Origin of the sequence: Flavobacterium sp., assembly GCF_035195345.1 — a bacterium.
Taxonomy (GTDB): domain Bacteria; phylum Bacteroidota; class Bacteroidia; order Flavobacteriales; family Flavobacteriaceae; genus Flavobacterium.
Genome location: NZ_CP136574.1, coordinates 1,233,593 through 1,258,673, shown reverse-complemented (window position 1 = coordinate 1,258,673; position 25,081 = coordinate 1,233,593). Strand labels below are relative to the sequence as shown.

At 31.3% G+C, this 25,081-nt stretch carries 23 protein-coding genes and 2 tRNA genes; 16 read left to right on the top strand and 9 right to left on the bottom strand.

Annotation, left to right across the window (positions count from 1 at the left end; genetic code table 11):
• Nucleotide 1: 1 nt before the first annotated feature.
• Nucleotides 2-1,519: a 2,3-bisphosphoglycerate-independent phosphoglycerate mutase gene (gpmI, locus tag RSE15_RS06150; RefSeq protein ID WP_324070188.1), complete on the bottom strand. Its 1,518-nt coding sequence runs from the start codon at nt 1,517-1,519 to the stop codon at nt 2-4.
• A gap of 82 nt (nt 1,520-1,601) precedes the next feature.
• A complete protein-coding gene (locus RSE15_RS06145) occupies nt 1,602-4,013 on the bottom strand; it encodes a DUF5916 domain-containing protein (RefSeq protein WP_324070186.1) in 2,412 nt (803 codons plus the stop codon).
• A 189-nt stretch (nt 4,014-4,202) separates the two neighbouring features.
• On the opposite strand from RSE15_RS06145, the gene RSE15_RS06140 reads away from it, so the two are divergent.
• Nucleotides 4,203-4,934, top strand: a complete 732-nt coding sequence (locus tag RSE15_RS06140) for a murein L,D-transpeptidase catalytic domain family protein (RefSeq protein WP_324070184.1) — start codon at nt 4,203-4,205, stop codon at nt 4,932-4,934.
• Here RSE15_RS06140 and RSE15_RS06135 read toward each other — a convergent pair.
• Nucleotides 4,923-6,506, bottom strand: a complete 1,584-nt coding sequence (locus RSE15_RS06135; RefSeq protein ID WP_324070182.1) for a L,D-transpeptidase family protein — start codon at nt 6,504-6,506, stop codon at nt 4,923-4,925. The two genes, RSE15_RS06140 and RSE15_RS06135, sit on opposite strands and share 12 nt — an antisense overlap.
• Nucleotides 6,507-6,545: 39 nt before the next feature.
• Nucleotides 6,546-6,989, bottom strand: a complete 444-nt coding sequence (locus tag RSE15_RS06130; RefSeq protein ID WP_324070180.1) for a GNAT family N-acetyltransferase — start codon at nt 6,987-6,989, stop codon at nt 6,546-6,548.
• A 184-nt stretch (nt 6,990-7,173) separates the two neighbouring features.
• Between RSE15_RS06130 and RSE15_RS06125 the strand changes: the two genes are divergently transcribed.
• Nucleotides 7,174-7,249 (top strand) — tRNA-Gly (locus RSE15_RS06125).
• Between the two features lie 31 nt (nt 7,250-7,280).
• Nucleotides 7,281-7,353 (top strand) — tRNA-Gly (locus RSE15_RS06120).
• 33 nt (nt 7,354-7,386) lie between these two features.
• Here the strand turns inward: RSE15_RS06120 and pepE are convergent.
• Nucleotides 7,387-8,094 carry a dipeptidase PepE gene (gene pepE, locus RSE15_RS06115; protein ID WP_324070178.1) on the bottom strand — a complete coding sequence of 236 codons (708 nt, stop codon included), beginning with the start codon at nt 8,092-8,094 and terminating at the stop codon, nt 7,387-7,389.
• A 111-nt stretch (nt 8,095-8,205) separates the two neighbouring features.
• Between pepE and RSE15_RS06110 the strand changes: the two genes are divergently transcribed.
• From RSE15_RS06110 to RSE15_RS06085, 6 genes are all read left to right on the top strand, one after another.
• Nucleotides 8,206-8,982, top strand: coding sequence for a carboxypeptidase-like regulatory domain-containing protein (locus RSE15_RS06110; RefSeq protein WP_324070176.1), 777 nt, complete (start codon nt 8,206-8,208; stop codon nt 8,980-8,982).
• The gene (locus RSE15_RS06105; RefSeq protein WP_324070174.1) at nt 8,972-9,805 is read left to right on the top strand and encodes a BamP family beta-assembly machinery protein; all 834 of its coding nucleotides are present in this window, start codon (nt 8,972-8,974) and stop codon (nt 9,803-9,805) included. Before RSE15_RS06110 ends, RSE15_RS06105 begins: the two co-directional genes overlap by 11 nt.
• 16 nt (nt 9,806-9,821) lie before the next feature.
• Entirely contained in the window at nt 9,822-10,328 is a 507-nt protein-coding gene (locus RSE15_RS06100; RefSeq protein WP_324070172.1) for a DUF6702 family protein, read from the top strand.
• A gap of 15 nt (nt 10,329-10,343) precedes the next feature.
• The gene (locus RSE15_RS06095; RefSeq protein ID WP_324070170.1) at nt 10,344-12,620 is read left to right on the top strand and encodes a M1 family metallopeptidase; all 2,277 of its coding nucleotides are present in this window, start codon (nt 10,344-10,346) and stop codon (nt 12,618-12,620) included.
• Nucleotides 12,621-12,719: 99 nt separating this feature from the next.
• On the top strand, nt 12,720-13,067 hold the full coding sequence (locus RSE15_RS06090; RefSeq protein ID WP_324070167.1) for a Sec-independent protein translocase subunit TatA/TatB: 348 nt from the start codon (nt 12,720-12,722) through the stop codon (nt 13,065-13,067).
• Nucleotide 13,068: 1 nt separating this feature from the next.
• Nucleotides 13,069-13,647, top strand: coding sequence for a phosphatase PAP2 family protein (locus tag RSE15_RS06085; protein WP_324070165.1), 579 nt, complete (start codon nt 13,069-13,071; stop codon nt 13,645-13,647).
• On the opposite strand, the gene RSE15_RS06080 is transcribed toward RSE15_RS06085, so the two are convergent.
• Nucleotides 13,624-14,265 (bottom strand): O-methyltransferase, encoded by a 642-nt coding sequence (locus RSE15_RS06080; RefSeq protein ID WP_324070163.1) that lies wholly within the window; start codon nt 14,263-14,265, stop codon nt 13,624-13,626. The genes RSE15_RS06085 and RSE15_RS06080 overlap by 24 nt on opposite strands.
• Before the next feature lie 79 nt (nt 14,266-14,344).
• Here RSE15_RS06080 and rlmN point away from each other — a divergent pair, with 79 nt between their 5' ends.
• Nucleotides 14,345-15,385: a dual-specificity RNA methyltransferase RlmN gene (gene rlmN, locus RSE15_RS06075; RefSeq protein ID WP_324070161.1), complete on the top strand. Its 1,041-nt coding sequence runs from the start codon at nt 14,345-14,347 to the stop codon at nt 15,383-15,385.
• Nucleotides 15,386-15,436: 51 nt separating this feature from the next.
• Here the strand turns inward: rlmN and RSE15_RS06070 are convergent, their stop codons facing one another.
• Nucleotides 15,437-16,318: a hypothetical protein gene (locus RSE15_RS06070; RefSeq protein WP_324070159.1), complete on the bottom strand. Its 882-nt coding sequence runs from the start codon at nt 16,316-16,318 to the stop codon at nt 15,437-15,439.
• Nucleotides 16,319-16,421: 103 nt separating this feature from the next.
• Between RSE15_RS06070 and RSE15_RS06065 the strand changes: the two genes are divergently transcribed.
• From RSE15_RS06065 to dnaG, 5 genes are all read left to right on the top strand, one after another.
• Nucleotides 16,422-17,402 (top strand): polyprenyl synthetase family protein, encoded by a 981-nt coding sequence (locus tag RSE15_RS06065; protein ID WP_324070420.1) that lies wholly within the window; start codon nt 16,422-16,424, stop codon nt 17,400-17,402.
• A 165-nt stretch (nt 17,403-17,567) separates the two neighbouring features.
• Nucleotides 17,568-18,137 (top strand): RNA polymerase sigma factor, encoded by a 570-nt coding sequence (locus RSE15_RS06060; protein WP_324070157.1) that lies wholly within the window; start codon nt 17,568-17,570, stop codon nt 18,135-18,137.
• On the top strand, nt 18,124-18,780 hold the full coding sequence (locus RSE15_RS06055) for a hypothetical protein (RefSeq protein ID WP_324070155.1): 657 nt from the start codon (nt 18,124-18,126) through the stop codon (nt 18,778-18,780). The genes RSE15_RS06060 and RSE15_RS06055 overlap by 14 nt, the downstream gene beginning before the upstream one ends.
• Nucleotides 18,781-18,814: 34 nt before the next feature.
• On the top strand, nt 18,815-20,359 hold the full coding sequence (locus RSE15_RS06050; RefSeq protein WP_324070152.1) for a hypothetical protein: 1,545 nt from the start codon (nt 18,815-18,817) through the stop codon (nt 20,357-20,359).
• A gap of 142 nt (nt 20,360-20,501) precedes the next feature.
• Complete coding sequence (gene dnaG / locus RSE15_RS06045) at nt 20,502-22,502, top strand: DNA primase (RefSeq protein ID WP_324070150.1); 2,001 nt, start codon at nt 20,502-20,504, stop codon at nt 22,500-22,502.
• Between the two features lie 15 nt (nt 22,503-22,517).
• Here the strand turns inward: dnaG and RSE15_RS06040 are convergent, their stop codons facing one another.
• Both RSE15_RS06040 and nadE read right to left on the bottom strand, forming a co-directional pair.
• Nucleotides 22,518-23,147, bottom strand: coding sequence for a response regulator transcription factor (locus RSE15_RS06040; RefSeq protein WP_324070148.1), 630 nt, complete (start codon nt 23,145-23,147; stop codon nt 22,518-22,520).
• Nucleotides 23,148-23,213: 66 nt separating this feature from the next.
• Nucleotides 23,214-24,032 carry an NAD(+) synthase gene (gene nadE, locus RSE15_RS06035; RefSeq protein ID WP_324070146.1) on the bottom strand — a complete coding sequence of 273 codons (819 nt, stop codon included), beginning with the start codon at nt 24,030-24,032 and terminating at the stop codon, nt 23,214-23,216.
• An 81-nt stretch (nt 24,033-24,113) separates the two neighbouring features.
• Between nadE and gldB the strand changes: the two genes are divergently transcribed.
• Nucleotides 24,114-25,076: a gliding motility lipoprotein GldB gene (gene gldB, locus RSE15_RS06030; protein WP_324070144.1), complete on the top strand. Its 963-nt coding sequence runs from the start codon at nt 24,114-24,116 to the stop codon at nt 25,074-25,076.
• Nucleotides 25,077-25,081: the final 5 nt, after the last annotated feature.

Here is a 25,081-nt window from a genome sequence, read left to right as displayed (position 1 = left end):
ATTACAGTAATGATTTACATGTCATGACTTCGGGTTTTTGAATTCCCATTAATTCTAAAATAGTAGGTGCAATATCGCCAAGAACACCATTATTAATCTTTTTTAGGTCTTTGTCAACCAGAATAATAGGAACAGGATTTGTTGTGTGTGCAGTATTTGGAGAACCGTCAGGATTAATCATTGTTTCACAATTTCCGTGATCAGCGATGATAATTGTAGTATAGTTGTTTTCTAATGCTGTTTCAACTACTTCTTTTACACAAGTATCAACTGCTTCGCAGGCTTTAATTGCTGCCTCCATAACACCGGTGTGTCCTACCATATCGCCATTGGCAAAATTAAGGCATACAAAATCAACTTCCTTCTTTTTTAATTCTGTGACTAAAGCATCTTTTAGTTCAAAAGCACTCATTTCGGGCTGTAAATCGTATGTTGCAACTTTTGGAGAATTTTTTAAAATACGTGTTTCGCCTACAAATGGTTCTTCTCTTCCGCCAGAAAAGAAAAACGTAACGTGCGGATATTTCTCGGTTTCGGCAATACGAATTTGTTTTTTATTAGCTTTTTCAAGTACTTCACCTAAGGTTTCTGTTACATTGTCTTTGTCATAAATTACATGAACATTTTTATACGTTTCATCATAATTGGTCATGGTAACATAATACAAATTCAATTTATGCATATTGAATTCGTGGAAATCTTTTTGGGATAAAACTTCCGTTAATTCTCTTCCTCTATCGGTTCTAAAGTTGAAGAAAATTACTACATCATCGTCTTGAATTTTTGCAATTGGATTGTTGCTTTCGTCAACCATCACAATAGGATGAATAAATTCGTCAGTAACGTCTTTGGAATAACTTTCATTGATACTTGCTACTGCATTTTTGGAATGAGTCCCTTCTGCATTAACAACCAAATCATAAGCCAGTTTTACACGTTCCCAACGTTTGTCTCTATCCATTGCATAATATCTTCCAATCACGGAAGCTAATTTTGAGTTAGTGTTTTGTAAATATTTTTCTAGATCTGAAATGTATTTTGCTCCTGATTTTGGATCAACATCTCTTCCGTCTGTAAATGCATGAACAAACATGTTTTGAACACCCTTTTCTTGAGCTACATCAATTAAACCTCGTAAATGTGATGTGTGAGAATGCACTCCGCCATCAGAAACTAATCCTAAAAAATGAATCGATTTGTTGTTCTTAGTTGCATAATTAAAAGCGTCCATAAGCGGTCTTTCCTGACTCATGGTTTTGTTTTCAACGGCTAAATTAAGTTTGGCTAGATCTTGATATACAATTCGTCCAGCGCCTAAATTCATATGGCCAACTTCAGAATTTCCCATTTGACCTTCAGGCAAACCTACGTTTAAGCCATCTGTTCTTAATTGTGCATTTGCATATTTGGTATATAAACTATCAATAAAAGGAGTATTCGCGTTATCTATTGCAGAAACTTTTGGGTCGGGCGATTTTCCCCAACCATCTAAAATCATTAAAATTACTTTTTTGTTCATTTTGTGTGTTTGTACAAAGATAAACAATTGGCTAATTTTTGCGCAAAAAACAGTTCTAAAATTACGAAAACGATTAAGTGTTTTAACCTTTTCTAATCCAGTTTTTAGCTTGATTGTAATCAATGAAATAGCGAACACTTATCGATAAAACATGATTTAGATTATCTTCGAATAAATTGGAAAAATTTGAATTAAAACTTTTATTGATGGTTCTGTCAAATGTAGCAGCATTGTTTCTATATAGTACAGACATTTGACTACCCGGGGCAAACCACCAGGAATAGGATAAATCTAAATTCCAAGTGCTAAAATTTGAATTTTTATTAGTTGTATAGGTGTCGTTAGGTGTTAAGCTACCGTCAGTGTTTAAAGTGTTAATTTGGTTGTTTTCTGCTAGAGCCCAATAATGTCTTACAGATAAATTAAAATTCATTACACTACTAATTGAAAATTTACTTGTAATTGAATTGGTATAGGTGTCTCTGTCTCGTCTTGCGAAAATGATGTCATCGTTGACCAAATCAATAAACCCTATGTCATTTTTTTGTTTGAAATAATCAAAACTATATACTAATGAAAATTTATCATTAAATCGATACCTGGGACTAATATTTACACCCGCTTCGTAGCGATTTTCATTTAGAACATGCGTGATGTATGGATTAAAGTCTACAGCAAATTTATTATTATAATTGGATGAAAAATAGAAATAACCTCCTGCATTTTCTGGATTTACAAAATATCTGTCGGCTACTCGAGGTTCGTAATAATTGTAATTTTTAAAAGGATTAAAGTTTAATCCACCACCAAAGTAATGATTTTTTTTATTGGTAGAATTTAGGTTCATATTAAAATTACTTGACTGAATTTGATTGGTTGGTTTGTAAAATTCAAAATAGGAAGCCAAGCTTATTCTAAAGGTATTAAAAATGCTGTTTGGATTTAAAATTCTATAATTAGCATCGTTGTAAATTGAGTAATAATTTGTTCTGAAGTTGATTCCTAAATCATTATTATCAAAGTCTTTTGAAACATAATCACCACCAAGACTATATCTGAATTTACCATTTTTTTCAGCCAAATATACTGATGCGTTTATTCCGTTAGAGTTTTCAGTATCGTTAATGCTGCTAGATTTTAAACCTCCAGAGATATTATATTTATTTGATTTATCGTTTAAATCAAAAAGTAATCCCGTAACGTTTGCGTCTCTAAAACTTCCATTTCTGGTAACATTTGTATTGATAAAAGTTACTGATGAATTTTGATTAAAGCGTTGGTCAAAAACAGTTACATTGTAATTGGTTAATGGAGAAACTTCTATTTGTCTTGTTTCGCCATTGTCATCATTTGAAACCGTTGCCATTGTTTTTTCTGTAATTGCATTTAAAAAACCAATACCTAGCCCGTCTTTATCTCGTCCTGAAATTTTCATTGCGTTTAATAAATTTATTGCGCCAGGATAATTTATGATAGATTCGTTTTCTGCAATGTTTATGTTTAGATTGGGAGTTTGACCAATTCTTCTCGAATACAATAAATTTCCTTTATTAAAAATATCGGTACCTTCTGTGAAAAAGGGTCTGTTTTCGTTAAATTGTTGTTCGAATGGACCTAAATTTAAAACCACATTATCAAATTTAGTTTGGCCAAAATCGGGAACTAAAATAGCATCTAAGGTGAAAGCATCGTTTATGCCGTATTTAATATCGAGACCGCCTTTTAATTCGCCTTTGGTTTTTTGAGTGTCACTTCCCGACAAATAAAATGAAGAATAAGGAATTAAAAACAATCGAGTTGGTGTTTTAATGTTTTCAATTCCAGTCAATAATCCTGCTTGTTGCGAGATAGCTCCAATTTTATTATCTATTGGACTCCAAGTGTATTTTTGTCTCTCTCTTCTAACTTCTCTAAAAAAATTAAGACCCCAAGTTTGTTTGTCTTGTTCTGGAAAACGAAGAGCTGCATAGGGGATTTTCATTTCGATGACATAGCCGAAGTCGGTAATTTTTGCATTACTTTCCCAAATAGCATTCCAAGAACCGTCTTCACCATCTGAAGAAGTAAAATTAGTATCGATTTGTCCGTTTGCAGCGGTTACAAAAAATCTAAATTCTTGCTGTCCATCATTATAACCATTAATAAAAATACCAAAAAAATCGGATGTACCAATTTCGTCTCTTTCTACAAGCTCTTTTAATATTTGAGAAGGATTTGGGTCGTATAATTTAGCACCTATATAAATTGCATCGTCCGAGTACAATACTTTAACCTCTGTTTTAAATTCTTCAGGAATGGGAGTTCCATTTTTAGGTTCTAAGGAAACAAAGTTTGTAGCGATGTCTATATTTTCCCATGATTTTTCATTCAATTCACCATCAATAGAAATAAATTCTTTTGTTTTGGTTGTTGTTATTGTCTTTTTTTGTTGCGCTACTACACAAGTTGAAAAAACAGTGAAAGAAAATATAAGTAGTTTTATAGAATTTGTCATATAGTATAAATAGAATGCAAAATTATCATATTGCTTTATATGTCTACTTTTTTTATATTATGTTTAACTTTTACGAGAATAATCGACGAAAGACTTAAAATTTCGATAAAACACACAATAAAGTTTGCAGGTTAGAAAAAAATAAATATATTTGGCACTTACAACAACATTATAACTGCTAGATTAACAATGATTTATCGAATTTTGCCTCTAATTTTATTTTGTATTTTTTCGTTTAAGCCTTTAAATGTAATAGAAAGCACAAAGAATAAAATAAATGCTACTGATCCTAAATTAATTGCAGCCAATATTAAGGCAACCTTCGAAGCTAAAGCGAAATTATGTTTTAACGTAATTGATGCTAATGGTTTTTCTTTGCCAACATTCGATAGTTTTATTGCAGCTTTTGAGGGTTATGAATTATTAAAACAACAAGGTAAAATTCAAAATGAAATATTAACGATTGTTGATTTTAGTTTGTCGTCTACTCAAGAAAGAATGTGGGTTATTGATATGAAAAATCAAAAGGTTCTTTTAAAATCATTGGTTGCTCATGGTAGAAATTCGGGATTGGAATATGCAAAAGATTTTTCTAATACAAATGAATCATTTAAAAGCAGTTTAGGTTTTTATATTACAGGTGAAACTTACACAGGAAAACATGGATTGTCTTTGCGTTTAGATGGAATGGAGTATGGAATAAATGACAATGCAAGAAATAGAGCAGTTGTGGTTCATGGTGCAGATTATGTAAGCAAATCTTTTATAAAAAATACGGGAAGATTGGGAAGAAGTCAAGGATGTCCTGCTGTTCCTTACGAATTACATAAAGAACTGATTGAAACCATTAAAGGTAAATCTTGTATCTTTATTTATCATCCATCAAGAACTTATGTTGCGAAGTCTAAATTAGTTTCTTAATTTTAAATATAACTCTTTGTCAAGTTCATAAATATCTTCTCTAAATTGAAGTTTGCCATTTTCTAACCAACTTGTCCAGTAGAATAAATAAATATTTACAGTGTCTTTTACAGATACTGTTTTTGTTTTTTCTAGTTTTAGAATTGAATCAATTTCTTTTCCGCTCCATTTTTCTGGATTAATTTTGCTCAAAATTTGCTGGGTTAACACCAAAGGATTTTCAACACGAACACATCCAGAACTTAAAGAGCGATAGGTTTTTACAAAGTAATCACGATGATTAGTATCATGTAAATAAACAGAATGTCGATTTGCAAAATTAAGTTTTACTAATCCAAGAGAGTTATTGTTTCCTGGTTTTTGTACATACCTATAATTATTTGCTTTAGCAGGATTCCAATCGTTTGGATTCACAATTTTACCACTACTATTGTATATTGTAAGTTGTCGAGAAGGGAAGTAGTCTCTGTTTTTTGTGGCAGCGGGTTTTAAATCTTCTTTTATAATTGTTGGTGGTATTGTCCACGTTGGGTTAAAAACAAAATTAGATAATTTGGATGTTAGTATTGGCGTTTTTCGTTTGGGTGTTCCAACTACAATTCTGTGTTTGGCAATTGTGTCTTTACCTCTAACATAATGAAGCATATAATCTGGAATATTTGCAATCAGATATTGTTCACCTAAATCAGAAGGGTACCATTTCCATCGTTCTAAATTTGCAATAATTTGTTCTATACGTTCGCTTTTTGTGCTATTTAATGCTTTTATTGTGCCTATACCAATTACGCCATCTTGAGATAATCCATGTCGTGCTTGAAAACGTTTAACAGCTTTGAAAGTTAACGAATCGTATGCCCAAGTAATAAGACTGTCTTTGTTTTTGAAATCTTTCCAATAGGCTAATCGTTTTTTGATTTTAACCATTTCAGGTAAGGTATCGTTTAAAACAATTTTATTTTTAACAGTTATTTTTTCAAAAGTAATATTGGGAAGTTTGTCAATTTCTATTAAATTTTTTTTGAGTGATTGATATACAATATGATTTGGTTTTAAGTCTTTAAAAGTACTTGCAATTTTTTTCTCTTTGATTCCTTTCTCTAAAAGGGGAGAAAGAGCAATTTCTTTAGTTACTAAGTCCCAATCTGTATATAGTTTTTTTGGATTTAGTTTTCCTTTATGCAGATGATTGGCTAATTTTTCGAATGTTTCAGTAAGTAAAATGTCATACTTTACGATATCTTCATCATTTAATTCGGATCTCTTACTTTCTAAATCTTCAATTATTTTGATTTCATAATCGTTTGGATTTAATCCGTCTTCAAAGCAAGATTTGATTTCATTAATTAAGTCTTTTCTGTTTTCTTCTAAATACCAAATTTCGTGAAAATTAAGTTTTTGATAATAGGCCATCAAACTATCTGATTTGCCTTCAAGTAAGTTAGGATGAACAGGTCTTATGATGATGTTTAATACAGTGTCCTTAATGATTTTATTGTCAAAAGCGATGACTTTAGGTTCCTTTTTACAGGAAAATAAGGAGAGAATAAAGAGTAAAATCGTAATTTTTTTCATAAAACGTAATGAGATATAAATATAGTAAGAATTATTGAATTACTCCTTTGTGTGTTTTTTATACATGACAAAGTGAATCCCAACATCTGGAATTAAAAAAGAATCTCCAATACTTGTATAGCCTAGTTTTTTATAAAAAAGAACAGCTTTTTCTCTAGCGTTGAACCATATTAAATCAATATTCTGATTAATACAATAATTTTCAGCTGCTTTCACTAATTCGGCTCCGAATCCTTTGCCTTGAAATTCTTCTAAAACCGCCATTCCTCTTATTTGAAGTTGATTTTTTTCTGAAAATAATATTGAAGGCTCTTTGAAAATGGAAATAATTCCAATCAATTGCTCTTTTTGATACAATCCGAAATGAACAGTGTTTTCATCATCATCTCCTTTAAATTGGCAAGTTTCAATAGGTTTTCCTTTTCTTAAAACTTCGTGTCTAACAGGATAAGTGGCTGATGAACTGATTTTTTTTATTTCCATAATTGTATAACTTATTAAAAGCTAATCATTTAGTAAAATGTGTTTATTCTAGTGTAAAGTTAGTGTAATTGCTTCGAAAAAATATTTAAAAAAATTTGCAATTAAAAAAACTTTTGAAGTATATTTGCACCCACCAAAGAAATACATACAACTGTTAATAAAATTAGAGTTTTGTAATTCAAATGCGGAAGTAGCTCAGTTGGTAGAGCTCCAGCCTTCCAAGCTGGTTGTCGCGAGTTCGAGCCTCGTCTTCCGCTCCAAAACAAGATAAAGTTTTAAAAATTATCAAATGCGGAAGTAGCTCAGTTGGTAGAGCTCCAGCCTTCCAAGCTGGTTGTCGCGAGTTCGAGCCTCGTCTTCCGCTCTACAAAAAAGCCTTGCAATTGCAAGGCTTTTTTTATTTTAAATCGTTAAGTTCAGTTTCTGGAATCACCTCAATTGGATTTTCGTTTCTTTTGAAAATTCTTGCAGTTAAAGTTCCTTTTAATTTTACAGAATCGCCTTTAACAGCTAACCAACTTCCTTCTCTCAATCCCACAACTGGTTGCGGATTAAAATGATGAAATTCATTAATTCGGGTTTCACGTGTTTCGCCCATGTGAGTAGAACCTTCTATCGGGTCTAAATAATGTGGATTTATGTTAAATGAAACAAATCCTAAAGTTCTAAAACTCGGTGGATATACAATTGGCATGTCATTAGTAGTATTCATTGTTAATCCGCATATATTACTTCCTGCACTGGTTCCTAAATAGGGTGTTCCGTTTTTGACTACTTTTTCGAGCGCATCAATAACGTTGTTTTTATACAGTTGGCTCACTAATAAAAACGTATTTCCTCCACCTGTAAAAATTCCTTCTGCGTTTTCAATGGCTTCAACTGGATTTTCAAATTCGTGAATTCCTTTTACCGAAATATTTATTTTATCAAAAGCTTCACTTACTTTTTTTGTGTAATCGTCATGTGAAATACCGCTTGGTCTTGCGTATGGAATAAAAAGTAATTGTTTTACATTTGAAAAAAACGATTGTAATTCAGGTAATAAATACTCTAAATAATTACCGCCGTGTAAAGTGGAAGTACTAGCTATTATGATGTTTTTCATAAATTATTTTTTTGCAAATTTATCAAATTGTATTAACATAAGTTTATCATCTTGTTAGGATTTCATTTTATAAGATTACATTTAAATTTACAAAGTATAAAAATGTAATTTATGACAAAACGATTACTTCTATTTGTTATTTTTTTTCCTTTAGTCGTTTTGTCACAGCACGATTCTATTGTTAAAGGTAAAATTGTTTCCGAATCTTCTTTTTTGGAAGGAATTCATGTTTTAAATTTGTCTAAAAAAAATGGAGCCGTTACTGATTCTAGAGGTTATTTTGAAATAAAAGCGAATACTTCGGATACTTTGCAATTTAGTGCTGTGAATTTAAAAGCAATACGTTACTGCATTAAAAAGAGTGATTTTTCTAACGATTTATTATTGATTAAAATGGAATCACTTATAACCGAGTTAGAGGAAGTAGCAATTATTAATTATAAAAATATCAATGCTGTTGCACTTGGCATTGTGCCTGCTAATCAAAGAACATATACGCCAGCAGAACGAAAACTTTTAGCGGCTGGCGATTTTAAATGGTATAGCCCTTTGTTAATTCCGTTAGGTGGAATGAGTGTTGATGGATTAATTAACTCAATAAGTGGCAGAACTAGCATGTTGAAAAAAGAAGTACTTGTAGAGAAAAAAGAAATGCTCCAATTAAAAACAACCGATTATTTTGAAAGAGATTATTTTACTAAAACGTTAAAAATCCCTGAGATTTATGTAGATGGTTTTTTATTTTACATTGTAGAAAATGAACGATATGCAAAAGCTATGAAAGAAAAAAATAAGGATATGGCAACTTTCCTTTTGTCTGGTTTAGCGGTAGAATATTTAAAACTAAAGGAAGTTGAAATTTCAAATACTAAATTAAATGAAAAATAATTATATCGTTTGGATTTGCTTTTTGTTTGTTCAAATTGGTTTTGGGCAACATATTGAAAGAAAAGTGTTGAAAGGAAGAATTGTTGCCGATTCTATCGAAGTTGAAAATCTTACGGTATTTAATATTACATCAAATATAGGTGCGGTTACCAATTCCGATGGTAAGTTTTCAATCAAAGCAAGAGCAACAGATACACTTTATATTCAAGGTATTTCTTATGAATCTAAGAAATATATATTAACTGATAAAGATTTTTGGTTAGAAGAATTAGAAATAAGGTTGCAAGTGCGAATTACTGAATTAAATGAAGTAGAAATTACACCTTACACACTTACAGGTATTGTAGAAGTTGATATCAAGCGAATTCAAGTATATGGTGAAGGTTTTACTAAAATTGATGCAAAAAAAATCATGCATTATGAAGATGATGTACGATTGGGAACTCCAACAAATACGGTAATGCCAAGTCAGTTTGCGCCAAATGGTTCGAATTTTAATTTTATTGCGATGGGAGCTGGATTAGTTAGTTTACTTGTAAAAGATAGAAACACTAAAGAATATTCGGAACAAGTTTTTGAGGAGCGAAGACAAAAAGATATTCAATCCAAATCATTTTCTGATCATATATTTGAGCGCTTACCGCATCATTTTTTTGTTGATACCTTAAAAATTAAGCACGAAGATATTCCATTGTTTTTGCAATATGCCGAAATGCCTATAAATGATTTGTCTTTATTTTTGAAACCTGAAAATGAATTTCAATTAATAGAATATTTAACTTCAAAGGCAAAAATGTTTAAATCTGAAATTCCAAAAGAATAATTACTATTTTTACCAAATGAAGAAGAATTTATTGCGATTTTTTCTGCCACTTTTATCAATAGTTTTATTGAGCTCTTTTGCATGGCATAAGTTTTATGTTTCTGTAACTCAAATAGATTACGTGCCTAATAAAAAGCGAATAGAAATTACCCACAGAATTTTTATCGATGATTTGGAAAAAGCATTGGAAAAAAAATACAAGAAAAAAGTATATTTAACTTCAACAAAAGAACTTCCAGAGGCGGAAACACTTATTAAAAATTATTTAAAGGTGAATATTAAAATTTCTATAAATAAAAGGCCACAGGAGATTGTTTATTTAGCACGAGAAGTTGAGGGTGATGTGTTAATTTTTTATACTAAAATTGCTATTTCAAAAAAAATAAATACCTTCGATATCTTTAATTCATTATTAACTGATATTTACAAGGAACAACAAAATATTGTTCATGTTCATATTAATAGTAACAAAAACAGCTTTTTGTTTACTAATAGTGATACTGAACAAAAAATAGACTATTAAAGAATCCTATATACTATGAAAAAGTCAATTGTACTTAGTGCGTTTTTAACTTTATCGCTTGCATTTGGAGTGTTTGCTCAAGAAGTTAAGTCTGAAGATAAAAAGCGTGAACCCGGACATTATAATGAGAATAAATTTCGTCAAATGTATGATGAAATGGCTACTCCAAATATGTTCAGAACTGCATCTGGAGCTCCTGGTCCTGCTTATTATCAGCAAAAAGCTGATTATAAAATGAATCTGGAATTAGATGATAAGAATAAAAAATTATATGGTTCGGAAACCATAACCTATTATAACAATGCTAAAGAATCGTTAGAGTATTTATGGGTGCAATTAGACCAAAATATCGAAAGACCTGATTCTAAAACACCTTTAATAGAAAGTCAAAATATGGACAAGGCAATTTCAACAAGTGCCTTTGCTAAAAAATATATGGGAAGTCCTTTTCAAGGAGGTTTTAACATTGAGTATGTTAAAGATGCTAAAGGAAATCCAATGAAATATACCATCAACCAAACCATGATGCGTATCGATTTATCAAAGCCATTAAAAAACGGAGAAAAAGTTTCTTTTTCTATCAAATGGTGGTATAATATTGTAAATTATATGGAAGGTGCTAACAACGGTCGTTCAGGTTATGAACAATTTCCTGATGGAAACCGATTGTATGTTATGGCTCAATTTTTCCCAAGAATGGCAGTTTATAATGATGTAGAAGGATGGCAAAATATGCAATTCTGGGGTAGAGGTGAATTTGCTTTGGTTTTTGGAGACTACGAAGTAAATATTACAGTTCCAGCAGACCACGTTATGGAAGGAACAGGAGTTTTACAAAACAGAAGCGAAGTTTTTACAGCAGAACAAGTAAAAAGATGGGAATTAGCAGAAAAAACGTTTGATAAACCAGTAGTAATCGTTACTCAAGAAGAAGCAGTTGCAAAAGAAAGTAGCTTTTCAGACAAAAAGAAAACATGGAAATTTAAAGCACAAAATGTGCGTGACTTTGGTTTTTCAACATCAAGAAAATTCATTATTGATGCCATGGCGGTTGATTTACCAACCAATAAACCATTAGCTATTTCAATTTATCCAAAAGAAGCAAATCCACTTTGGGGAGATTTATCTACAAAAGCGGTGGCGCATACTTTAAAAACGTATTCTCATTTTACATTTGATTATCCTTACCCAAAAGCAGTATCTGTTTCTGCAGAAGATCAAGGAATGGAGTATCCAATGATTTGTTGGAACTACGGGCGTCCAGATGAAAAAGGGTTTGTAAGCGATAGAATCAAATACGGAATGTTAGGCGTAATTATTCACGAAGTTGGACACAATTTCTTTCCAATGATTGTCAATTCAGATGAAAGACAATGGTCATGGATGGATGAAGGTTTAAATACTTTTTTAGAGTTTCTTGCTGAATCTACTTTTGATCCAAATTTCCCTTCAACACGTGGACCAGCTAAAAACATTGTGCCTTACATGAAAGGAAATCAAAAATATTTAGAACCAATTATGTCAAACTCTGAGAATATCTATAATTTCGGAGCTAATGCATATGGTAAACCAGCTACTGGTTTAAATATTTTAAGAGAAACTATTATGGGTAGAGAATTGTTTGATCATGCTTTTAAAACGTATGCAAATCGTTGGAAATTTAAGCACCCAACTCCAGAAGATTTCTTTAGAACTATGGAAGATGCTTCGGCAGTTGATTTGGATTGGTTTTGGAGAGGTTGGTTTTACTCAACAGATTACACTGATATAGGAGTAAAATCGGTGAAACAGTTTTATGTATCTACAGAAGCTTCAAAAGAAGCACAAGCTATGTTTAATAGAAGAGGTAGAAAAATAAGCGATGGCGAGCCAATGTTATATTTAGTAACAGAAGACACTCCTGATTTTAAACAAGAATTAAAGAAAGGATTGGATGCGAAAAATATTCAAGCACTTTCAGAATATCTAGATAAAAATTATACTGCTGAAGAAAAAAATGCTTTAAAATCGCCTAAATTTTTCTATGAAGTAGAGTTTGAAAAACCAGGAGGATTAATCATGCCAATCATCGTAGAACTTCAATTTGAAGACGGTACTAGTGAAACGCAGAAATTCCCTGCTCAAATTTGGAGAAGAAATAATGATACAGCTAAACGCGTTTTTGCAACAGAGAAAAAAGTGGTAAAAATTCAAGTGGATCCAAAATTAGAAACTGCCGATGTTGATGTTGAAAACAACTATTGGCCTAAAGGAGAAACGGAATCAAAATTTGATACATTAGAAAAAAAATAATAATTAAGACTATCTTCGGATAGTCTTTTTTTTGAATACTTTAAGATAATTAGGAGCAAAACTTTGTAACTTTGCGAAGTTAATTTTCAAAAATACACTATGTTTGGAATAGGTGGAGGTGAATTGTTTTTCATCATTTTAGTTGTTTTGATGTTGTTTGGGTCGGATAAGATTCCAGATATAGCACGTGCTTTAGGAAAAGGTATGGCGCAGTTAAAAAACGCAACTAACGAGATTAAAAGCGAAATTCAAAAAGGAGCTCAAGATACCGGATTGGATATGAATTCGCTAACAGGTGGTATTTCAGATGAAATAACTAAAGCAAAAGAAGGAATAACTAAGATGGTAAATCCGATTGAAAATATCGATTTAAATATTCAAAATCCAATCGAAAAAGTAAAAGAAGATATTGAAAGTATTACTGGACCTGTAAAAAGACAATTGTAATTTGGAGCAGTTAATAAACCTAGATAAAGAGTTATTTCTTTTTTTAAACGGATTAGGTTCGGAACCTTTTGATGGTTTTTGGAAAATTATTACCAAACAAATTTATTGGTCACCTCTTTTTATTACAGTTTTTTATCTCCTTCAAAAAAAAGTAGGTTGGAAAGGTTTAGGAATTATTATTCTTTTTTTAGCGGCATTGATAACCTTTACTGACCAAATGACCAATCTTTTCAAATACTCTTTTGAAAGATTAAGACCTTGTAATAATCCAGAATTTGATGGAATTATGAGAAAAGTAATTACTAGAAAATCATTTAGTTTTTTCTCTGGACATGCATCCAATTCGTTTGCTTCTACAACGTTTATTGTATTAATACTTCGTAACTATTACAAACACACTTATCTGTTGTTTTTATTCCCATTAATTTTCGCTTACAGTAGAATTTACTTGGGATTACACTATCCTGCCGATATTTTAACTGGTTATGCTTTTGGAGCTACTTTTGGATTTGTGTTTTATAAATTGTACTTGTTTTTTGGAAAAAACACAATTTCATTACAAAACTCTACTAACTGTTAAACCATCACGAATCGGTAATAAAACTGTTTCTACTCTTGGATCAGTGTTTAATAGTTGATTGTATTCTAATAAAACGGGTGTGCTTTTGTCGTTAGGTTTTACTTCTTCCAACACTTTTCCGCTCCACAATACATTATCGGATAAAATGATACCGCCTTTATTCATCATCGGAACGATTAAGTGAAAGTAATTCACATAGTTTTCTTTATCGGCATCAATAAAAACCAAATCAAATTTTTTATTTAGTGTTGGGATAATATCAACAGCATCTCCTAAGTGTTGAAAAATTTGGTCTTTCCATGGCGAAGCATCAAAATATTTTCGTTGAAAATCAACCAATTCTTCTTCAATATCAATCGTATCTAAAGTTCCGTTTTCAGCTAATCCTTCTGCTAAGCACAATGCAGCATAACCTGTGTATGTTCCAATTTCCAAAATGTGTTTTGGACGAATTATTTTTGAAAGCATACTCAAAACTCTACCTTGAAAATGACCACTCAACATGCGGGGTTGCATAATTTTTTGGTAAGTTTCTTTGTTTAATTTTGCTAATAATTCAGGCTCTACTTGTGAATGATTCGCTACGTAATCTTCTAAATCTTCTGATATAAAGTGCATAATTTGAAAATTTCAATAAACAAAAGTACAAATTTCAAAGTTTCTAATTTCTAATTTCTAAATTCATTACTTTTGCACCATGCAAATCGAGAAAAAAGACATACGAGCACTAACAAAAGAACAATTGCGAAATTTTTTTGTTGCTAACGGAGACAAAGCGTTTCGAGGCAATCAAGTGTATGAATGGTTGTGGCAAAAACGCGCCCATACTTTTGAAGACATGACCAATGTGTCTAAAGAAACACGTGCCATGTTAGAAGCAAATTTTGTAATCAATCATATTAAAGTAGATACATTACAACGTAGCGAAGACGGAACCGTTAAAAATGCTGTTCGTTTGCATGATGATTTAATTGTAGAATCGGTTTTAATTCCAACTGAAACCCGAACTACGGCTTGTGTTTCTTCGCAAGTAGGTTGTAGTTTAGATTGCAACTTTTGTGCAACCGCTCGATTAAAACGCATGCGTAACTTGGAACCGGGAGAAATCTATGATCAAGTTGCTGCAATTGATAATGAAAGTCGTTTGTATTATGACCGACCTTTATCAAACATTGTTTTTATGGGAATGGGAGAACCTTTGATGAATTATCCTAACGTAATGAAAGCGATTGATATGATTACGTCTACTGAAGGTTTAGGAATGTCGCCAAAACGTATCACCGTTTCCACTTCTGGAATTCCGAAAATGATTAAAAAAATGGCGGATGATGAAGTGAAATTCAAATTGGCGGTTTCCTTGCATTCTGCTGTGGAGGAAATTCGAAATGAAATCATGCCATTTACTAAGAATTTTCCTTTAACTGATTTGCGTGAAAGTTTGGAATATTGGTACAGAAAAACAAAAAGCAAAGTAACTTACGAATACGTAGTTTGGAAAGGAATAAACGATGATAAAAAATCGATTGATGCTTTTGTGAAATTCTGTAAATATGTTCCTTGTAAAGTTAATCTTATCGAATACAATCCTATTGATGATGGAATGTTTCAACAAGCCTCTGAGGAAGCTACAAATGTATACATTACTGCTTTAGCAAAAAGTAATATTGTAGCAAAAGTGCGAAGAAGTCGTGGTAAAGACATTGATGCGGCTTGTGGTCAATTGGCGAATAAATCATAAAAAAATAGGCTATTCTAAAAAAGAATAGCCTATTAAAAAATGTTTGAAATTTTAATTTCCAATATTTATAGTATAAGAGTTACCGTTTATTGAATAAATAGCTATATTATCACATTCTCCTTCACCATAGTCTAATGTTGAGGTAATGTTGTTTTTTACGAATGTAATAATTCCTCTAGCTAAAATTGGTTTATTTACAGTAATACAACTCATTTTTGCCATTAGCGGTTCTGTAATTGTTGCAGTGTGCTGGTTTCCATTTTCATTTGTTGTTGTCCAACTACCAGTGATTCGGTAAATATTATCTAAAAACGTATCCGTACTAAATCCTTCTACTAATTCTCTAGTTCTAGAACCTACGCGAGTATATTCATCACCATTTGGCATTGTAATTGTCATATCTAGTTGCATAACTACAATTGGGTGTGATACCGAAGTAGCGCTTGCAGCAGTCATTGAACGTGTAAAATTTTTTGTACCAACAAATTTAATATTGTTATGATAGAACTCATCAAAAGTATATGTTATTGTATGTGAAGCAGCATTAGGTTCAAAAACAAAGCTTATTATAATTTTACCTTTAACAATATTGCCGTTATTTAAAGTACAGCCCGTTGTGCCAAAATCAATTGTTTTAGTTACCTGCGTTCCAGGAGTTAAAATAGTTCCAAAAGCAGGTACTCTGGTAATTGTTGCACAATTTGAAAATACCGAATTTTCAGTATTAGAATTTCTATAATTAATAGTGTTGCTATTTACATTGTCAAATAATTGATCGGCAATACTGGAAATATCGTCACTAGCTATATCAATTTTAGAATTCACTAAAGCATCTTCTGAAGTTAATTGACTAGATGTTAATTCGTTGTCATTTTCGCAGCTGATTGTTGTCAGAAGAAAAAGAGCAAGTAATAATTTAAATGTTGATTTCATCTTAATTTTTTTAGAGTTTACGTAGTTTAGACTCAAATATACAAAAAAGGTTTAATTGTAAAAATATTTTTCTTTTACTTGATAGTGTATTACCTTTGTAATGATGAAAATAACCGAACAAATAAAGCTACCTATCGCAAATGAAATGGAACTCTTTGAAGAGAAGTTTCGCGATTCCATGTCTTCTAAAGTAGCTTTATTAAACAGGATTACCCATTACATCGTTAACCGAAAAGGAAAACAAATGCGACCTATGTTTGTTTTCTTAACCGCTAAAATGGTTTCAGGCGGAACGATTAATGAACGAACATATCGTGGTGCTTCGGTTATTGAATTAATTCATACCGCAACTTTAGTACATGATGATGTAGTTGACGATAGTAACAAACGTCGCGGATTTTTCTCTTTAAACGCACTTTGGAAAAATAAAATTGCGGTTTTAGTGGGCGACTTTTTATTGTCAAAAGGTTTGTTACTTTCCATTGATAATAATGATTTCGATTTACTAAAAATCATTTCAGTCGCAGTGCGTGAAATGAGTGAAGGTGAATTGCTTCAAATTGAAAAAGCACGCAGACTAGACATCACCGAAGCTATTTATTACGAAATTATCCGACAAAAAACCGCTACTTTAATTGCAGCTTGTTGTTCACTTGGTGCTTGTTCAGTTGCACCAGATGATTTTGTTTTGGTAGAAAAAATGCGAAAATTTGGAGAATTAATCGGAATGGCATTTCAAATCAAAGACGATTTGTTTGATTATACCGACGATGCCATTGGTAAGCCAACCGGAATTGACATCAAAGAACAAAAAATGACTCTACCATTGATTTACGCCTTAAACAATTGTTCGCCAAAAGAAAAAAGTTGGGCAATTAATTCGGTTAAAAATCACAATAAAGACAAAAAGCGCGTCAAAGAAGTTATCCAATTTGTTAAAGACAAAAACGGTTTAACTTACGCTGAAGGAAAAATGGTACAATTTCAACAAGAAGCACTTTCATTACTACAAGATTTTCCATCTTCACACTATAAAGATTCCCTTATTTTAATGGTAAATTACGTTATTGAACGTAAAAAATAAGTCAATGAGTCAATAAGTCAATGTGCCTTTTTATTGATATTCACACATTGACACATTGAAAATTGACACATTTTTTTAAAATCATGCAACCATTTTAAAAACATTCTCGTCTATATAATTAGAAGTAAGATTCTGAATTCTAATTTCTGAATTCTAAATTTAAAAATGAAAGTAATTCAATTGCATCAAGAAGAAAAGCAACTTATTATGTTGGCTGTCGAAAATAATCGACAAGCACAACAGCAGATTTATGCCAAGTTTTCTTCTAAAATGTTAAGTGTTTGTCGCCAATATATAAAAGATATTCACCACGCAGAAGATGTCATGATTACCGGATTTATGAAAGTGTTTACCAATCTAAAAAGTTTTGAACACAAAGGTAGTTTTGAAGGTTGGATTCGCCGAATTATGATTTATGAATGTATTGACTTTCTTCGGGTTAAAAAGAATAACTTCAATCACCAAGATATTGATGATGTAACAGTTAGCGAGAATGAATCGGTTTATGAAATGGAAGATTTTTCAGTTGACGATATTCAAAATATGATTGATAATTTGCCCGATGGCTATAAAATGGTGTTCAACTTATATGCAATTGAAGGATATAAACATCAGGAAATAGCAGAAATGCTCAAAATAAACGAAGGGACATCAAAATCGCAATTATCAAACGCCCGAAAGTTATTGCAACAACAAATTTCGGATTTAAAAAAGAAACTCAATGGAACCAAATAAAATAGATAATCAATTTAGAGAAAAGCTGAATGCTAGAGAGATTCAGCCTTCTGCTCAAGCTTGGGATAGATTAGATGCTATGTTAACTATTTCAGAAGAAAAAAAGCCAAAGAAAGGTTACGGTTGGTTTTTTGTGGCAGCTTCTACACTATTTTTTTTCGGAATGGGATTTTTTATTTTCAGTTCAAACGAAACTACAGAAATTAATAATTCAATTCCGGTTGTAACAACAATTAACGAAGAAAAAGATTCAGTTGAAACGAATAAAATAAATGATATTTCAGTTGAAAATAATCAACTAGTTTTAGTTCAGAATGAAGTAAATTATCCAGAAGCAAAAAACAATAAATTAAAGAAAGCAGATGAGTTAGAAAAAGAAGTGAATTTAATACAACTAAATCCATCAACCATTAACGATTACCCGTCATCTGAAAAGTTGTTAGTTGAAGTTCAAGTCAATCAAAAAGAAATTCCTTTAATTAAAAAAAACAGTGTTAAATCTAAAATTAAAATAGATGCGGCTAGTTTATTATCAACCGTTGAAAAAGAATTAGACGTAAATTACAAAGAAACAACTTTAGATAAACTAACTAAAAAATTTCAAGATGCAAAATCAGCATTAGCGAATAGAAATTACGAATAAATAAAAATCATCATTACTTAAAAATCAAACAGTCATGCAAAAAATTATTTTGTACACAATTGTTATTGTGTTTAGTTTACTCAGTAAAGTTATTGCTCAGGAAACAAAATTGATAGAACCCTCTACGGAATGGGAACAACACGGAAGCGCATCAGATAGTTATCAAATGGGAATTGATAATGATATAAATGCTGAAAGAGAAAATTTTTTCACAATTAAATCCATTAAAAAAAGAATAAAGGGTTTTGGAGGTTTATCGAAAACGATTAATCCAAATCAATATTTAGGAAAAACCATTAAAATGTCGGGGTATTTAAAAAGTGAAAATGTAAAATCGTGGGCAGGGCTTTGGATGCGAGTAGATGAATTAAAATCACTTCTTGCTTTCGACAATATGTATTCAAGACCAATAAAGAATACTACAGATTGGACAAGGTATGAAATAGTACTTTATATACCAGTAGAGGCATCATCAATATCTTATGGCGTTTTATTAGATGGGACAGGTCAGATTTGGTTTAAAGATATAATTATTGAAATTGTTGACGATTCAACTATCGAAACGGGTATTGTAAAAGGAAGAAGTCCAAAGAATTTTACTTTTGAATCAAAAGCAAAAGCAATTTCAAACCAAATCGAAATGATAACAACAGAAGAAAAAAAAGCTTTGAAAGTTGAAGTTGAAGCCATTGATTTGCAAGTTAAAGATGGAAAGATAACCTATGAAAAAGCGCAAGAGTTAAAGCAAAAAATTGCAGAAGAACGCGCGAGAAACATTGAAAATAAATTGGCAATTGAAGAAGTTAAATTAGCACAATTGATTCAAGATAAAGTAGAAGGTAGAATTATTGAATCAGATTCAATAATTAGAAAAAAACATTCAATATCGATTCCTGGAGGATATAAAAACAGTTATAGAATAAATAACGATGGAGAAAGAAGAACAACTTCGCAATTCGTTTTTGCTACAGGGTTTAATAACTTAATTACTGATGGAGCTGTTGCTAATTCAGATTTTGGGTATTTACGTTCAACTTTTTATGAATGGGGTTTAACATTAAATACTAGATTAAGTCAAAATTCTAATTTATTGCATTTAAAATATGGTTTAGGTTTTCAATACAACATGTTGCATGCAACCGACAATAGAGTTTTTGTAGACACTGGAAGTGAAACAGTTTTAGAAACGTATCCTATTAATTTTAAAGATAATCATACTTATTTCAGAAATGTTTATTTTGTTATGCCTGTTCATTTAGAATTTGATTTTTCTAAAACAGAAGAAAAAGATGGAAAAAAAATATTCAAATCGCATCAAGGTTTTAGATTTGGTTTAGGAGGATTTGCTGGAGTTAATACCAATTCGAAACAATTTATTAGATATGAATTGGATGGAAAAAAAGTTAATGAAAAAACAAAAGCAGATTTCAATGTAAATGATTTTACTTATGGTTTAAGTGCTTATGTAGGTTATAAAGTTACAAGTCTATATGTTAAATATGACTTAAATCCAATGTTCAAACACAATAATATAGATCAAAACAACGTTTCGTTAGGAATACGCTTTGATTTTAATTAAAAATTAGGGGTTAGTTTAAGTTCTCTGTTTAAAAAAGCACTTCAGCCATATGGAGTGCTTTTTTTATTTTCATGTAAGGTTTTCAAAACCTTGTAGGTATAATATTCAAAAACTTTGTAACTTGCCCTCCTAAATAGTTAGTTTGATATCAAAAGACACCATAGAAAAAGTTTTTGAAACCGCCCGAGTTGAGGAGGTGATTGGTGATTTTGTACAACTCAAACGTGCTGGAAGTAATTTGAAAGGATTGAGCCCATTCGTGAACGAGAAATCGCCTTCATTTATGGTGTCGCCTGTGAAGCAAATTTGGAAAGATTTTTCTTCTGGAAAAGGTGGAAATGCCGTAACTTTCTTAATGGAACACGAACATTTTACATATCCAGAAGCTATCAAATATTTAGCTGTAAAATACAATATCGAAATTGAAGAAACAGTTCAGTCTGATGAAGATGTAGCGCAAGCCAATGAAAAGGAAAGTATGTATTTGGTTTCCGAATTCGCACAGAAATATTTTCATCATATCTTATTAGAAACTGAAGAAGGCAAAGCCATCGGATTATCCTATTTTAAAGAACGAGGGTTTACTTCTGATACGATTAAAAAATTCGGTTTAGGATATTCGCCAGAAACGTGGGATGCTTTTACCAAAGAAGCACTCGGTAAAGGTTATAAGTTAGATTATTTAGACAAAACCGGACTTTCTATTGTAAAAGAAGATAAACAATTTGACCGATTCAAAGGTCGTGTGATGTTTCCTATTCATAGTATGAGTGGTCGTGTGTTAGGTTTTGGAGGTCGTATTTTGACCAATGATAAAAAAGCAGCTAAATACCTCAATTCACCTGAAAGTGATATTTACCACAAGAGTAAAGTTTTATACGGAATTTTTCATGCGAAGCAATCCATCGCTAAATTGAACAATTGTTTTTTGGTAGAAGGTTATACTGATGTTATACAAATGCATCAAGCCGGAATTGAAAACGTAGTTGCGTCTTCTGGAACGGCTTTAACGCCTGATCAAATTCGTTTAATCAATCGTTTAACGCCTAATATTACCGTCCTTTTTGATGGTGATGCAGCTGGACTTCGTGCTTCGATTCGAGGAATTGATTTGATTTTGGAAGCAGGAATGAATGTAAAAGTATGTACGTTTCCTGATGGCGATGACCCAGATAGTTTTGCTCGAAAAACATCGTATGACGATTTGCAGTTGTATTTCGAGGAAAATGCAAAAGATTTCATTCAGTTTAAAGCGTCTTTATTGATTCAAGAAGCTAAGAATGATCCGATTAAAAAGGCCGATTTAATTCGTGATATGGTAGTTAGTATTTCTAAAATTCCAGACCGAATCAAACGCGAAGTCTATATCAAGGAATGTTCTCGAATTATGGACATTTCTGAAGATGTACTATTTAATACCTTAGCACAATTAGTCAAAAAGGATTTATCGGAAGCAAATAAACAATATAAAGAAGAGCAAAAAGCATTTGAAGTTGTAAAAAGTGATAATGTTTCGTCAAATGTTTTGACAAGTGTAGAGATTTCTTCTTTGATAGAAAGGAGTATTCTTGGGATTTTAATTAAACATGGTGATAGAATTATTGAAATAGAAGATATTTTTTTAAGGCCCAATGAAGACGGAGAGGTTAAGCCAGTAGCAGAAAAAAGAAAAATTAGAGTTTTTGAAAAAATTTATTTGAATTTACAAGAAGATGAAGTAGAGTTTTCAGATGAAATTTTTAAAGATTTAGCTAAAAGAATATTGGAAACCTTTTTAACAAAAGGTGTTTTTGATAGAAGTGAATTTATTGCTGAGTCAGATGGAAAATATGAAAATATTATTGCCGATATTCAGATGGAAGATGAAAAATATACTTTGGATGGTTGGCTAGAGAAAAAGCAAGTATTTGTTAAATCAAAAGATGATGACTCTCAAGTAAAGGAACATACAATTCAAACTTTATATACATATAGAGAATTCTTGCTTCAAAAACTAATGAATAACTTGATGCAAGATTTTCTCAATAACGATGATGAATTAATAAGAAACTCAATTAAAGAAGAAGTTTCCGACTACGTTAAGTTAAAGACTGAAATAAGCAATACTATAAAAAGGGTGAGAACGGATTATTTTAAAAAATAAAAGATTTGGATGTTTTTAAATCACATCCAAATCTTTCGCTTTTTTCAATAAATCTACTAAATTGGTAACATTAAGCTTCGCTAATAAACGTAGTTTATAGGTGCTAATTGTTTTTTCATCTAACCCAAGAATTTGTGCTACTTCTTTATTTTTTTTACCATCATTTAAGTAACGAAGCACTTCAATTTCTCTAGTAGATAATTTTTTAAATAAGCGTTCAGATTTTTTTCCTTTACTAAGCATTTCAATGCTTTTCTTAACAGTGTCACTAAAAACAACTTTACCTTCAGCCACTTTTAAAATAGTAGCTTCTAGTTCTTTTAAGTTTGATTTTTTAGAAACATATGCAGAAACACCTGCTTTAATAGCGGTTGGCGCATACATTTGTTCAGAAACGTTTGTGAAAAGAATAATTTTAGTGGCTGTAAAGTCTTTGAGTAAACTTTTTATATCTCTAATACTTGATAAGCCATCAAATTCTACGTCAAGAAGTAAAATATCACATCTTCTGCTATCTAAAAACACAAGAAGTGATTCTAAGTTTTTAGCAGTCCCTACAATTTCAGCTTTTGAGTTACCTTGGAAATATGATTGTAATCCTTCAGTTACGACTGGAAAACTATCTGCGACACATAATTTAATCATAATTTTTAAAATTACTTTACTTATAACATATACTCAAAGTTACGAAAAAAAGTAAATATTTGTCAATTAATTAGATAAATATTTTGTTTTTTTTGAAATTTCACAAACGGGTATCGGATTCATTTTGTGTTGATTGATAAAATTAAGTCTTTTGAAAATTGAAAAAACAACGGCTTCTCTTCCTGAAAAATCGGCAACAGTTTTTCCGTTTTCCATTTGTGTCATAGCCCATTCTAATTCATCATAGTTTGCGCCAATTTGATCTTCATCACTTCTATCATCACCAAATAAGCCATCAGTGGGTTTGGCTTTTAAAATGCTGCTTGGAACTTCTAAAAATTCGGCTAATAAACGGACTTCACTTTTTACTAAATCTGCTATCGGACTAATATCAACACCGCCATCGCCATATTTAGTAAAAAAGCCTACGCCAAAATCTTCTACTTTATTTCCAGTTCCAGCAACTAACAAGCCATGAATTCCTGCAAAATAATACAATGTAGTCATGCGTAATCTCGCTCTGGTATTTGCTAAAGAAAGGTTTAAGAGTGCTTCGTTTTCTGAAGTAGAAACTTGTGCTTTAAACGTTTCAAAAACCGGAGTTAAATCGGCTCTTTCGTTAAAAACATTCGGAAAACGGTTTTTTAATTGATCAATGTGTTCGTTGGCTCTATTTACATGACTTTCTGCTTGATGTATAGGCATTTCAATGCACAAGGTAGTTAGACCTGTTTGCGCGCACAATGTTGAGGTTAAAGCACTGTCAATTCCGCCGGAGATTCCCACAACAAAACCCTTCACTTTTGCGTTAGTAGCATAATCGAGTAACCATTTTACAATATGTTGATTGATTTTTTCTGCTTGAAAAGTATTGGAATTTGTCATTTTTTTATGAAAATTTATTAGTCGATAACTGTATATTTGCAAACCAAATTAGTTTTGATAAAAATATAAAAAATACGCTATATGAAACAATTATTATTTGTTCTTGTTTTAATAACTTTATTTTCATGTAAAGAAGATAGTCAAGTAGATGAAGCTGTTGCTAAAATTCCAATCGAATTTAAAGTGGAACGTTTTGACAAAATTTTTTATGAATCAAAACCAGAAGATTTACAAGGAATTAAAGCGCAATATCCTTTCTTTTTTCCAGAAGGAAATCCAGATTCTATTTGGGTAAACAAGCTTAAAAATCCATTGTTAAAGGAATTGTATAAAGAAGTACAAATGAAATACCCAACATTGGGTCCAATTGAAAACGATATGGAGAAATTGTTTGCCTATGTGCAGTACTATTTTCCAAAGTATAAAACACCTCGAGTGATTACCTTGATTAGTGAGGTTGATACTGAAGCGAAAGCTTTTTATGTAGATACTTTGGCTTTGGTTTCTTTAGATTGTTATTTAGGAAAAGATCATCGTTTTTATGTGGATTTTCCAGAATACAAAAAAATGGAATTAGAAGAAAATCAAATTTTACCTAATTTGGTATCAACTTTTTGTTATGGTAAAATTGCTCCTCCAACCGATAGAACTTTAATTGCTGCAATGATTTATTATGGAAAAGAATTATATGTAAAAGACAAATTAATTCCTTTTTATTCTGATGCTGTAAAAATTGGTTATACCGAAACGAAATTGCAATTTTGCCAAGCAAATGAATATTATATGTGGAGTAATTTAGTGGAGAATAAATTGTTATATGATTCAAATCCAAAGAATGAATTGCGTTTTATTAAACCAGCTCCGTTTACGAAATTTTATTTAGAGATAGACAACCAAACTCCTGGACGAGTAGGGCAATGGTTAGGTTGGCAAATTGTTAGAAGTTACATGGAAAATAATGACGATGTTACTTTAGAGCAATTGTTAACAATGGATGCAAAAACCATTTTCGAAAATTCAAAATACAAACCAAAAAAGCCTTAATTAAA

Bases quoted from the DNA above. Each gene is read 5' to 3' on its own strand.
- gpmI (WP_324070188.1), bottom strand. From the start codon at position 1,519: ATGAACAAAAAAGTAATTTTAATGATTTTAGATGGTTGGGGAAAATCG.
- RSE15_RS06145 (WP_324070186.1), bottom strand. From the start codon at position 4,013: ATGACAAATTCTATAAAACTACTTATATTTTCTTTCACTGTTTTTTCA.
- RSE15_RS06140 (WP_324070184.1), top strand. From the start codon at position 4,203: ATGATTTATCGAATTTTGCCTCTAATTTTATTTTGTATTTTTTCGTTT.
- RSE15_RS06135 (WP_324070182.1), bottom strand. From the start codon at position 6,506: ATGAAAAAAATTACGATTTTACTCTTTATTCTCTCCTTATTTTCCTGT.
- RSE15_RS06130 (WP_324070180.1), bottom strand. From the start codon at position 6,989: ATGGAAATAAAAAAAATCAGTTCATCAGCCACTTATCCTGTTAGACAC.
- pepE (WP_324070178.1), bottom strand. From the start codon at position 8,094: ATGAAAAACATCATAATAGCTAGTACTTCCACTTTACACGGCGGTAAT.
- RSE15_RS06110 (WP_324070176.1), top strand. From the start codon at position 8,206: ATGACAAAACGATTACTTCTATTTGTTATTTTTTTTCCTTTAGTCGTT.
- RSE15_RS06105 (WP_324070174.1), top strand. From the start codon at position 8,972: ATGAAAAATAATTATATCGTTTGGATTTGCTTTTTGTTTGTTCAAATT.
- RSE15_RS06100 (WP_324070172.1), top strand. From the start codon at position 9,822: ATGAAGAAGAATTTATTGCGATTTTTTCTGCCACTTTTATCAATAGTT.
- RSE15_RS06095 (WP_324070170.1), top strand. From the start codon at position 10,344: ATGAAAAAGTCAATTGTACTTAGTGCGTTTTTAACTTTATCGCTTGCA.
- RSE15_RS06090 (WP_324070167.1), top strand. From the start codon at position 12,720: ATGTTTGGAATAGGTGGAGGTGAATTGTTTTTCATCATTTTAGTTGTT.
- RSE15_RS06080 (WP_324070163.1), bottom strand. From the start codon at position 14,265: ATGCACTTTATATCAGAAGATTTAGAAGATTACGTAGCGAATCATTCA.
- rlmN (WP_324070161.1), top strand. From the start codon at position 14,345: ATGCAAATCGAGAAAAAAGACATACGAGCACTAACAAAAGAACAATTG.
- RSE15_RS06070 (WP_324070159.1), bottom strand. From the start codon at position 16,318: ATGAAATCAACATTTAAATTATTACTTGCTCTTTTTCTTCTGACAACA.
- RSE15_RS06065 (WP_324070420.1), top strand. From the start codon at position 16,422: ATGAAAATAACCGAACAAATAAAGCTACCTATCGCAAATGAAATGGAA.
- RSE15_RS06060 (WP_324070157.1), top strand. From the start codon at position 17,568: ATGAAAGTAATTCAATTGCATCAAGAAGAAAAGCAACTTATTATGTTG.
- RSE15_RS06055 (WP_324070155.1), top strand. From the start codon at position 18,124: ATGGAACCAAATAAAATAGATAATCAATTTAGAGAAAAGCTGAATGCT.
- RSE15_RS06050 (WP_324070152.1), top strand. From the start codon at position 18,815: ATGCAAAAAATTATTTTGTACACAATTGTTATTGTGTTTAGTTTACTC.
- RSE15_RS06040 (WP_324070148.1), bottom strand. From the start codon at position 23,147: ATGATTAAATTATGTGTCGCAGATAGTTTTCCAGTCGTAACTGAAGGA.
- nadE (WP_324070146.1), bottom strand. From the start codon at position 24,032: ATGACAAATTCCAATACTTTTCAAGCAGAAAAAATCAATCAACATATT.
- gldB (WP_324070144.1), top strand. From the start codon at position 24,114: ATGAAACAATTATTATTTGTTCTTGTTTTAATAACTTTATTTTCATGT.